Genomic DNA, 10,667 nt, shown 5'->3' on the forward strand with positions numbered 1-10,667 from the left:
CCTCGACCGGCCCCATCTTCTCCCCGACCTGCAGCTCACGCGCGAATTCCACGATCAGGATCGCGTTCTTCGCCGACAGGCCCACCGTGGTCAGCAGGCCGACCTGGAAGAACACGTCGTTCTCGAGACCGCGCAGCGTCGCCGCCAGCAGTGCGCCGATCACGCCGAGCGGCACCACCATGATCACCGAGAACGGGATCGACCAGCTTTCGTACAGCGCCGCCAGACACAGGAACACCACCAGGATCGAGATCGCGTAGAGGATCGGCGCCTGCGAACCCGACTGGATTTCCTGGTACGACAGGCCCGTCCAGGAGTAGCCGATACCGACCGGCAGCTTCTGCGCGAGCGCCTGCATGGCCGTCATCGCCTGGCCGGTACTCTTGCCCGGTGCCGCCTGGCCCTGGATTTCCACCGCCGAGATACCGTTGTAGCGCTCCAGCTTCGGCGAACCGTAGGTCCAGTGGCCGGTGGCAAACGCGCTGAACGGCACCATCCCGCCCGCGCCGTTGCGCACGTACCAGATGTTCAGGTCTTCCGGCGTGGCGCGGAACGGCGCATCGGCCATCACGTACACCTTCTTGATACGACCGTCCGTATCGAGGAAGTTGTTGACGTACTGCGAGGCCCAGGCGATCGAGAAGGTCTGGTCGATCGCGGATGCCGTCACGCCGAGCGCGTTGGCCTTCTCGCGGTCGATATCGACCTTGTACTGCGGCGTGTCGTTCAGGCCGTTCGGACGCACGCCCTGCAGCGTGGGATCCTTGGCGGCCAAGCCGAGCAGCTGGTTACGTGCCGCCATCAGCGCGTCGTGGCCGAGGCCCGCGTTGTCGGTCAGCTCGAAGTCGAAGCCGGCGGCGGTACCCAGCTCGGGAATCGACGGCGGATTGAACGGGATCACGATCGCGTCCTTGTAGCCCGCGTAGCGTCCGAACATCCGCCCGATCAGCGCCTGCACCTTCTGGTTGGCATGCTGACGCGAGGCGTAGTCCTTCAGCTTCACGAACACCAGGCCCGAGTTCTGGCCGCGGCCGGCGAAGCTGAAGCCGTTCACGGTGAACGCGGATTCGACGATGTCCTTCTCGTCCTTCAGCACGTAGTCCGAAATGTCCTTCAGCGTGCGCGCGGTGGTCTCCTGGGTGGAGCCCGACGGCGTCTGCACGATCACGAACATCAGGCCCTGGTCCTCATCCGGCAGGAAGGACTTCGGCAGGCGCACGAACAGCAGCCCGACCGCGACGATCACCACCAGATAGATGATCAGCCAGCGGCCCGAACGCTTGATCACATGGTGCACGCCCTTGTGATAGTTGTCGCGGCTGCGGTTGAAGGTCCGGTTGAACCAGCCGAAGAAGCCCTTCTTCTCCTCGTGGTGACCTTGCGGGATCGGCTTGAGGATGGTCGCGCAAAGCGCCGGCGTGAGGATCAGCGCCACCAGCACCGACAGCACCATCGCCGAGACGATGGTCAGCGAGAACTGGCGATAGATCGCGCCCACCGAGCCGCCCGAGAAGGCCACCGGCACGAACACCGCCGACAGCACCAGGGCCACGCCCACCAGCGCGCCGGTGATCTGGCCCATCGCCTTCTTGGTCGCTTCCTTCGGCGAGAGCCCCTCCTCCGACATCACCCGCTCGACGTTCTCCACCACCACGATCGCATCGTCCACCAGCAGGCCGATCGCCAGCACCAGGCCGAACATCGACAAGGTGTTGATCGAGAAGCCCACCGCCGACATGATCGCGAAGGTGCCCAGCAGCACCACCGGCACCGCGATGGTCGGGATGATGGTCGCCCGCAGGTTCTGCAGGAACAGGTACATCACCAGGAACACCAGCACGATGCCTTCCAGCAGCGTCTTGACCACTTCCTCGATCGACAGGCGCACGAACGGCGTCGTGTCATACGGGTACTTGACGGTCAGGCCGTGCGGGAAGTACTTCGAGAGCTCGTCGATCTTGGCGCGCACCGCGTTGGCCGTCTGCAGCGCATTGGCGTTGGTGGCGAGCTGGATGCCGAGACCGGCCGTCGGCTGGCCGTTGTACTTGGTGTCGAAGTTGTAGTTTTCGCCACCCAGGCTCAGCTTCGCGACGTCCTTCAGCCGCACCTGCGAACCATCCTGGTTGACCTTCAGCAGGATGTTGCCGAACTCCTCGGGCGTCTGCAGCAGGGTCTGCTCGGTGATGGTCGCCTGCAGCACCGTGCCCGGCACCGCCGGCGTGCCGCCGATCTGGCCGCCCGCGATCTGCACGTTCTGCGCGGAGATCGCACTCGACACATCGACTGGCGTCAGCGAGTAGTTGGTCAGCTTGTTCGGGTCGAGCCAGATCCGCATCGCGTACTGCGAGCCGAACAGCGTGACGGTACCGACGCCGTTGAGCCGGCTGATCGGATCCTCCACGTGCGAGGCCACGTAGTTCGCGAGGTCGTACTTGTTCATGCTGCCGTCTTCCGACACGAAGGCGAGCACCAGCAGGAAGCTGCTGCTCGACTTGGTGACCTTCAGACCCAGCTGCTGCACGACCTGCGGCAGAATCGGCGTCGCCAGCGACAGCTTGTTCTGCACCTGCACCTGCGCGATGTCCGGATTGGTACCGGCCGCGAACGTCAGCGTGATGGTCGACGTACCCGAATCGTCACTGGTGGACGACATGTACAGGAAGTTGTCGAGGCCGCTCATCTGCTGCTCGACCACCTGGGTGACCGTGTCCTCGACCGTCTTCGCCGACGCCCCCGGGTAGGTGGCGGAAATCTGGATCGACGGCGGCGCGATGGTCGGATACTGGGCGATCGGCAGCGTGAAGATCGACGCGATACCGGCCAGCATCAGAATGATGGCGATCACCCACGCGAAGATCGGGCGATCGATAAAAAACTTTGCCATGAAACAGGCCCCCTGTGATTACGCGCCCGAAGCTGCCGTCGCACTCGCCGCCGAACCGGCCGCCGCCCCGCTGGCCGGCGCCGCGGACGACGCGCCCGAGGCACCGGCTGCGCCGGAAGCGCCCGAGTTCATGTCGCTCGCCGCGCTCGGCAGGCTGCTCGCATCCTTGCCCGCGTTCTGGTCGGGCGGCAGTTGCGCCGCCACCGGCTTGACCGTCATGCCCGGCTGGACCTTGCCCACGCCCTGCACGATCACGCGGTCGCCCGGCTGCAGACCACCCTCGACGATCCAGTTCTGGCCGTAGGTGCCCGAGGTCTGCAGCACGCGCGGCGCGATCTTGTTGTCCTGGCCGACCACCAGCGCGGTCGCCTGGCCCTTGGGATCGTGCTGCACGCCGATCTGCGGCACCAGGAAGGCGTTGTCGTTGCTGCCTTCGTCGATGCGCGCGCGCACGAACATGCCCGGCAGCAGCACGTGGTTCGGGTTCGGGAACAGTGCGCGGATCGTCACCGAGCCGGTGGTCTGGTCGACCGTCACGTCGGTGAACTGCAGCTTGCCCTCGAGCGGGTAGGTCTTGCCGTCTTCCAGCACCAGCTTGACCTTGGCCGCGTTCGGACCGGTCGTCTTGATGCGCCCGCTCTGGATGTCCTGGCGCAGCTTGAGGCCGTCCAGGCTCGATTGCGTGAGGTCGACGTACATCGGGTCGAGCTGCTGCAGGGTCGACATCAGCGTTGCCTGGCTGGCCTGCACGTAGGCGCCCGGCGTGACCTGCGAGATGCCGATGCGGCCCGTGATGGGCGAGAGCACGTCGGTGTAGCCGAGGTTGATCTGCGCGGTGTCGACCGCCGCCTTGCCCGAGGCCACGTCGGCCGCGGCCTGGCCGGCCGAGGCCACGGCGTTGTCGTAGTCCTGCTTGCTGACCGCGTTCGAGGCCACCAGCACCTTGAAGCGCGCGGCCTGCGCATTGGTGGAGGCGAGGTTCGCCTGGGCCCGCGCGAGCGTGGCCTTGGCACTGTTCAACTGGGCGATGTAGGGCGCCGGATCGATCTTGTACAGGCGTTGCCCTGCCTTGACATCGGTGCCTTCGGTGAACTCGCGACGCAGCACGATACCGTCCACCCGTGCGCGCACCTGGGCGACCAGGAAGGCATTGGTGCGGCCAGGCAGTTCGGTGACGACCGGCACCGATTGCGGCTGGACCGTCACGACGCCGACTTCCGGCGCCTGCTGTTGCGGTGCCGATTCTTTTTTTCCACAGGCGGCAAGGAAGACTGCTGCCGCGGCGACACTGATTAAGCGGTATGGAACCCGTTCGACGCGCATGGAACGACCTCGTTCGTAACAAAAGAAGTAAGTGCTTGGCCTGGGGCCGCGACACGAATGCGCCTTGCGGCGCCGATCGAACACACCAGAAATGCAGGACTGCGAATACGACAACGGCACGCATGCTGCCGTGCCGGGGGACGTCGCGCGACAACCGCGACGCAATACGGGAGGGAAATCAGCAGAGGTGGATATTAACTGATTGCCGCATGGGTATTCGATCTACTGCTTGGGCCCTTCGATCGTGGGTGGTATTGTATATACGTTCATGTATGTATGTAAAAGGTGTTCATGAACGATACAAATTCTTACAAATTACCGACGGTTACGCACGTAAGTTCACGCGCCGATCCCTTCTCCGGATCAAGCAATCATCGGTTTTCCAGGCTCATCATCAACGTCGCCGACCTCATCAGTACCGGCGCAGCACAGGCACAGCAATGGTCAGACGTACCAAAGAGGAAGCGCTCGCGACCCGCAACGGCATCCTCGACGCCGCCGAGCACGTCTTTTTCGAGAAGGGCGTCTCGCACACCACGCTCGCCGACATCGCCCAGCACGCGGGCGTCACGCGCGGCGCGATCTACTGGCATTTCGCGAACAAGGGCGAGCTGTTCGATGCCATGTTCGACCGCGTGTTCCTGCCGATCGACGAGCTGAAGGCAACCTCCGACAAGCCCCGCGCCGACCCGCTCGGACGCATCCGCAAGATCCTCGTCTGGTGCCTGCTGGGCGTCGCGCGCGATTCGCAGCTGCGGCGCGTGTTCAGCATCCTGTTCCTGAAATGTGAATATGTCGCGGACCTCGAGCCGCTGCTGCAGCGCAATCGCGCCGGCATGTCCGAGGCGCTGCACAACATCGAGGGCGACATGAAGCAGGCGGTCGCCGACGGCGAACTGCCGGCTGATCTCGACACCTGGCGCGCCACCCTGATGCTGCACACGCTGGTCAGCGGCTTCGTGCGCGACATGCTGATGCTGCCCGACGAGATCGACGCCGAGCAGCATGCCGAGCCGCTGGTCGACGCGGTGTTCGACATGCTGCGGCTGAGCCCCGCGCTGCGACGCAAGCCGGCGGCCTGAAAGATTCGGCAAGGGGAGCAAAGACGGCGGCGCCCGCCGCCGGGTACCTAGCCGGCAAGCCCGGCCGGTCGCGTCTCACATGCCGTCACATGCCGAGCCAGCGCGCCACGCCGAGCCCGACCACCACCAGCGCCACCACCGTCAGCCAGACCCAGGCCGGCACGGCCACGCCCGAGGCGCGGCCATCGGGCATGGCGCCGCCCGCCCGCCCCGCCAGCGCGCCGCCGAACGCGGAGCGCTCGCGCGCGCGGCGCAGTGCTGCCGACAGGCCGTCGGGACGCAGGAACACATGGCGGTGGCGCGGCTCGGCCGTGGCGAGATTCGGCGCGAGGCCGAATTTGGCCAGCAGGCTGGCGGCGAACTCGGAGAAGAAATCGTCGGCGCAGCGCCGCAGGCCCTGCTCGACCTGGCGCGGCGGCAGTTCGGCGAGCGGCCCCGCGGCGGTAGCGCGGATCGTGTAGTGGATACGTGTGACGAGCCCGTCGGCGACGCGATGGCCGGACAGGCGCACGTCGAGCTGCCCGCGCAGCAGGCCGCCGCCTTCGGTGCGCGCGATGAACACGAGGCTGCGGCGCGGCCGCCCGCCCGAGGTCGGCTGGAGATGGACGCGGACTTCGTAGCGCGCGCGCAGCGGCCCGAGCGGCACCGTCAGCACCAGCGTGTAGTCGTCCTGGGACAGCCGGGTCAATGCTTCGCAGTGCTCGACGCTCGCGCGCAGCAGCGCGAGATCGTGCAAGGCCGCCCAGACCTTCGACGGCGCAAGCGCAACCCGCAGCGCGTCGTTCAGCTCCATGCTTCTCCCCGAAATCCGCGGTCGCCGCCGCGCCATCCTGCGATGCCGTCGCGCCGCCAGAAGGCCGACGGTCGAAAAAAAACCACGGCCCAGGCCGTGGTTTTCATTATCTAGGAAATGCCGCGATCGCGTGCGGGATCGGGCACCGCCGGCCGGCGAGCCGACAAAAAGCTTACTGCGCCGCCCAGGAAAAGGCGAGCTTCGCGTCACCCTTGGCCGGCACCGTCACATTGCGCATCTCGGTCTTGCCGTTGTAATTCGCGCTCACCTTGTAGGCGCCCGGTGCGAGCCGCACCAGCATGTAAGGGCCGCGCGTATCGGCCTTCAGCACCTCGCCGTCGTGGCCCATGATCGAGACGTGCACGCCCGAGAGGTATTCGCCGCCCGCGCCGGTGAAGCGGATCGACAGCGGCCACTGGTGCTCGGCGCGCTGGAAGGCATTCGACTCGTCGAGGCCGACGCCGCCCGACACGTAGCTGACGTCGCCCTGCTGCTTGACGTCGGGCAGCCCGGACTGCGCATAGGCACCGCCCGCCAGGCCCAAGGCCAGCGCGGCCGCAAGCAGGAATTTCGAAACGTGTTGTTGTTGCATGGTTCGTCTCCTTACTGGGTCGGAAAACGGAAGGCGGCACGGGGATGCCGCCACGAAACCAGGCTTGCCGCCCGGCCGGGGATCCAAGCTGCAAAGCCAAGCAAGATGCGATCCCGGCCGGCCGGATGGTTCGGATCAGCTCAGATCGACCGGCACGAAGATCTGCGCGTCGTCACGCTGGATCAGCAGCGCCAGGCTGTTGCCGGCGTTCTTGACCGCGTCGCGCAACTGCTCGGGGCTGGTGACCGGGCGGCCGTTCACCGCCAGGATCACGTCGCCGGGCTGGATGCCGGCATTGGCGGCCGGCCCGGTGGCCTGCTGCACCACCAGCCCGTGCGTGAGCGAGCTGCCGGCGCGCTCCTGCGGGCTCAACTGGCGCACCGCGACGCCCAGGCGCCCCTGCTCGGCCGGCTCGTCGTTGCCGGCGACCTGCTGGTTGTCCGCCAGCGAGGTGAGGGTCACCGTCACGTCCTTGCGTGCCTTGTCGCGCCAGATCTGCAGGTCGGCCTTGGTGCCCGGCTTGAGGCTGGCGATCTGGCCCGGCAGCATGGTCGAATCCTGCACCGGCGTGCCGTTCACCGACAGGATCACGTCGCCCGGCTGCAGGCCGGCCTTGGCGGCCGGGCCTTTCGGATCGACCGAGCTGACCAGCGCACCGTCGGGCTTCTGCAGTCCGAACGAACTGGCCAGCGTCTGGTCGAGGCCCTGCACCGCCACGCCGAGGCGGCCGCGGCTCACGTGGCCGGTCTTCACCAGTTCGTCCTTGACCTTGATCGCCTCGTTGATCGGGATCGCGAACGACAGGCCCTGGAAGCCGCCCGTCTGCGAGTAGATCATCGAGTTGATGCCGATCACCTCGCCCTGCAGGTTGAACAGCGGGCCGCCGGAATTGCCGGGGTTGACCGGCACGTCGGTCTGGATGAACGGCGTGTAGTTCTCGTCGGGCAGCGCGCGCGACTTCGCGCTGATGATGCCCGAGGTCACGGTGTTGTCGAAGCCGTAGGGCGAGCCGATCGCCACCACCCACTGGCCGACCTTGCTCTGCTGCGGATCGCCGATCTTCACGGTCGGCAGGCCGCTCGCGTCGATCTTGAGCACCGCCACGTCGGACTGCTTGTCGGCGCCGATCACCTTGGCGCGGTACTCGCGCTTGTCGGTCAGCTTGACGGTGACCACGTTGGCGCCGTCGATCACGTGCGCGTTGGTCAGGATGTAGCCGTCAGGACTCACGATGAAGCCCGAGCCGAGGCTGGTGCTCGGCGTGTCGTCGGCCTGGCCGCCGCCACCGCCCATGCCCGGCACCTGGCCGTAGAAGTGCTTGAAGAACTGGTAGAACGGATCGCTCGGGTCGATCGGCAGTTGCTGCGCGCCGCCACCGCGACGCGCCGAAGCCTTCACCACGTGCTTGGCGCTGATGTTGACCACCGCCGGGCCATAGGTTTCGACCAGCCCCGAGAAATCGGGAATCCCCGTCTTCGCGGCGGCCTCGGCCGGCATCAGCGCGGCGGCCTGCGCCGGCGAGATGATCTGCGGCGGTTCGGCATGACGCGTGCCGGCCACATAACCGGCGGACAAAGCGGCCGCGACGGCCACGACGACGGCGCTGCGCGCCAGGAAACGGGTGTTCATCGTTCTACCTCCTCGTTGTTGGTTCGCAGCGTAAAGGCACTGTCTTAAAGGAGGCTTAACGGAATCGGGGGCGGATCGCAAACCCTCGCCACACGGCCTTCAAATGGCTTTCAGGCGAGACGCGCGCCGGGAAACGCGATCTCCACCAGCAGGCCCCCCGCGGGCGATTCGCCGAGCGTGACGGTGGCGCGCTGCTGGGCGGCCACGCGCTTGACGATCGCCAGGCCCAGGCCGCTGCCGGACACGTCGGTGCGCACGCGCGCCGAGGAATCGCGATAGAAGCGGTCGAACACGCGCTCGCGCTCCTCGGGCGGGATGCCGGGGCCGCTGTCGGCCACCCGCACCAGCGCACGGCCCTCGCCGAAGCTCAGCGAGACGTCGATGCGCCCGCCTTCCGGCGTGTACTTCACGGCATTGTCGAGCACGTTGTTGAGCATCACGCGCAGCGCGCCGATATCGGCGTCGACGATGGCCGGCTGGGCCTCCTCGATGCCGAGATCGATGTTGCGCTTCTGCGCGACCACCGCCTGCGCGCTCACGCAATGCGCGAGCACGTCGGCCAGCGCGACCGGCTCGCGCACCGTGGCGCCGTCGGGCTCGGAGCGCGCCAGCGCGAGCAGTTGCTCGGCCAGGCGCGTGGCGCGCGTGACGCCGATCTGCAGGTCGGCCAGCGCCTCGCGGCGGGTCTCGTCGTCCTGCGCGCGCGCCACCAGCTGCGCCTGGATCTGCACCGCGGCCAGCGGCGTGCGCAGCTCGTGCGCGGCATCGGCGACGAAGGCCTTCTGCGTGTCGAGAGCGGCTGCCAGGCGCGCCAGCAAGCCGTTGAGCGCATGCACGAGCGGCTGCACTTCCTGCGGCAGGCGGTTGTCGGGCAACGGGTCGAGCGCCTCGGGCCGACGCGACTCGACCGCGCGCGTGACGCGCCGCAAGGGCCGCATGCCGCGCCCGACGATCATCCAGACCGCCGCGCCGAGAAACGGCAGCAGCAGGATCAGCGGCCACACGGTGCGCAGCGCGACGCTGGCGGCCAGCCGGTTGCGCACCGACAGCGGCTGCGCGAGCTGGACCACGTTGTCGCCGACGATCGCGCCGTACACGCGCCATTCGCCGCGATCGGTGCGTTCGGTGGAGAAGCCCAGCTCGGCGCGCGGCGCGATCGGCGCACGCGGATGCGAGAAGTACATCAGGCCGCCGTTGCGGTTCCAGATCTGGATCACGATGCCCTCGTCGCCGTTGGTGCGCGAGCCGAACACCTGCGAGAAGGGCTCCGAGGGCAGCGCCGCGGCGATCGCCTGGAGCTGGTAGTCGAACAGTTCGTTGGCCTCGGCCAACGCCTGGCGATAGATCAGCCAGCCCGCGGCGCCCACGCCCGCGACCACGATCGCGAGCAGCCAGATCAGCAATTGATGGCGAATCGACCTCACGCGCTACGATTCCTTGACGACCATGTAGCCGAGCCCGCGCACGTTGCGGATCAGGTCGGAGCCGAGCTTCTTGCGCAGCGCGTGGATGTAGACCTCGACCGTGTTGCTGCCGATCTCCTCGCCCCAGCCGTACATCTTCTCCTCCAGCTGGCTCTTCGAGAGCACCGCGCCGGGCCGCGCCAGCAGCGCCTCGAGCAGGGCGAACTCGCGCGCCGAGAGGGCCACCGCCGCGCCGTCGAGCGTGACCTGGTGCGAGGCCGGGTCGAGCGTGAGCGCGCCGTGGCGGATCACCGATTCGCTGCGCCCCGACTGGCGGCGGATCAGCGCGCGCATGCGTGCGCCCAGTTCGTCGAGATCGAAGGGCTTGACGAGGTAGTCGTCGGCGCCGGCGTCGAGCCCCTTGACGCGGTCCGAGACGGCGTCGCGCGCGGTGATGATCAGCACCGGCAGCGCGTGGCCGCGCGAGCGCAGGGTGCGCAGCACGTCGACGCCGTCGCGCTTGGGCAGGCCCAGGTCGAGCAGCATCAGGTCATAGGTTTCGCCGCCGATGGCGGTCAGCGCGGCCTCGCCGTCCTGGACCCAGTCCACCGCGAAACCGTCGGCCTTGAGCGCCTTGCGCACGCCCTCGGCAATCATCTTGTCGTCTTCGACCAGCAGGATACGCATCGTGCCAACCCTGGATGCAGGAAATTCGATGCCGGCCATTGTAGCCCCAGCCGCGGCTCATTTCGTCATCCCGGCGACGATGCTTGTCTCTACAATGTGCACACTCCGGCGCCACCGAGCCGGCACCGCACTACCCCTGCACGTCGATGAACCACACCATCCGCCCGACCGATTTCCTTCCCCGTTCCGCCCGCGCCGCACGCGCGGCCCTGGTCCTCGCCGCCTGCGCGGCCCTCGCGGTCGCCACGCCGGCCGAGGCCCGCAAGAAGCCGCG

The 10,667-nt window shown here is 67.4% G+C and carries 8 protein-coding genes; 1 reads left to right on the forward strand and 7 read right to left on the reverse strand.

The features are described 5' to 3' along the window. Both F3J18_RS32535 and F3J18_RS32540 read right to left on the reverse strand, forming a co-directional pair. Window positions 1-2,884, reverse strand: a 2,884-nt coding sequence (locus F3J18_RS32535) for an efflux RND transporter permease subunit (protein ID WP_166916209.1), incomplete at its 3' end; no start/stop codon positions are given. An 18-nt stretch (window positions 2,885-2,902) separates the two neighbouring features. Then, window positions 2,903-4,207, reverse strand: coding sequence for an efflux RND transporter periplasmic adaptor subunit (locus tag F3J18_RS32540; protein ID WP_166916211.1), 1,305 nt, complete (start codon window positions 4,205-4,207; stop codon window positions 2,903-2,905). A gap of 440 nt (window positions 4,208-4,647) precedes the next feature. On the opposite strand from F3J18_RS32540, the gene F3J18_RS32545 reads away from it, so the two are divergent. Then, window positions 4,648-5,289, forward strand: a complete 642-nt coding sequence (locus F3J18_RS32545; protein WP_013699231.1) for a TetR family transcriptional regulator — start codon at window positions 4,648-4,650, stop codon at window positions 5,287-5,289. An 85-nt stretch (window positions 5,290-5,374) separates the two neighbouring features. Here the strand turns inward: F3J18_RS32545 and F3J18_RS32550 are convergent, their stop codons facing one another. From F3J18_RS32550 to F3J18_RS32570, 5 genes are all read right to left on the reverse strand, one after another. Next, on the reverse strand, window positions 5,375-6,082 hold the full coding sequence (locus F3J18_RS32550; protein ID WP_025096974.1) for an SRPBCC domain-containing protein: 708 nt from the start codon (window positions 6,080-6,082) through the stop codon (window positions 5,375-5,377). A 172-nt stretch (window positions 6,083-6,254) separates the two neighbouring features. Then, window positions 6,255-6,674, reverse strand: a complete 420-nt coding sequence (locus tag F3J18_RS32555; RefSeq protein ID WP_013699233.1) for a carboxypeptidase-like regulatory domain-containing protein — start codon at window positions 6,672-6,674, stop codon at window positions 6,255-6,257. A gap of 135 nt (window positions 6,675-6,809) precedes the next feature. Further along, entirely contained in the window at window positions 6,810-8,303 is a 1,494-nt protein-coding gene (locus F3J18_RS32560; protein WP_025096973.1) for a DegQ family serine endoprotease, read from the reverse strand. Window positions 8,304-8,413: 110 nt separating this feature from the next. After that, entirely contained in the window at window positions 8,414-9,727 is a 1,314-nt protein-coding gene (locus tag F3J18_RS32565; protein WP_166916213.1) for an ATP-binding protein, read from the reverse strand. 3 nt (window positions 9,728-9,730) lie between these two features. Next, window positions 9,731-10,393 carry a response regulator gene (locus tag F3J18_RS32570; RefSeq protein WP_025096971.1) on the reverse strand — a complete coding sequence of 221 codons (663 nt, stop codon included), beginning with the start codon at window positions 10,391-10,393 and terminating at the stop codon, window positions 9,731-9,733. Between the last annotated feature and the right edge of the window lie 274 nt (window positions 10,394-10,667).

Origin of the sequence: Burkholderia sp. Ax-1720 (assembly GCF_011753035.1) — a bacterium.
Classification (GTDB): Bacteria; Pseudomonadota; Gammaproteobacteria; order Burkholderiales; family Burkholderiaceae; genus Burkholderia; species Burkholderia gladioli.

What these genes read in the sequence shown, in the direction of transcription:
- F3J18_RS32540 (WP_166916211.1), bottom strand. Translation starts at nt 4,207, where the DNA reads ATGCGCGTCGAACGGGTTCCATACCGCTTAATCAGTGTCGCCGCGGCA.
- F3J18_RS32545 (WP_013699231.1), top strand. Translation starts at nt 4,648, where the DNA reads ATGGTCAGACGTACCAAAGAGGAAGCGCTCGCGACCCGCAACGGCATC.
- F3J18_RS32550 (WP_025096974.1), bottom strand. Translation starts at nt 6,082, where the DNA reads ATGGAGCTGAACGACGCGCTGCGGGTTGCGCTTGCGCCGTCGAAGGTC.
- F3J18_RS32555 (WP_013699233.1), bottom strand. Translation starts at nt 6,674, where the DNA reads ATGCAACAACAACACGTTTCGAAATTCCTGCTTGCGGCCGCGCTGGCC.
- F3J18_RS32560 (WP_025096973.1), bottom strand. Translation starts at nt 8,303, where the DNA reads ATGAACACCCGTTTCCTGGCGCGCAGCGCCGTCGTCGTGGCCGTCGCG.
- F3J18_RS32570 (WP_025096971.1), bottom strand. Translation starts at nt 10,393, where the DNA reads ATGCGTATCCTGCTGGTCGAAGACGACAAGATGATTGCCGAGGGCGTG.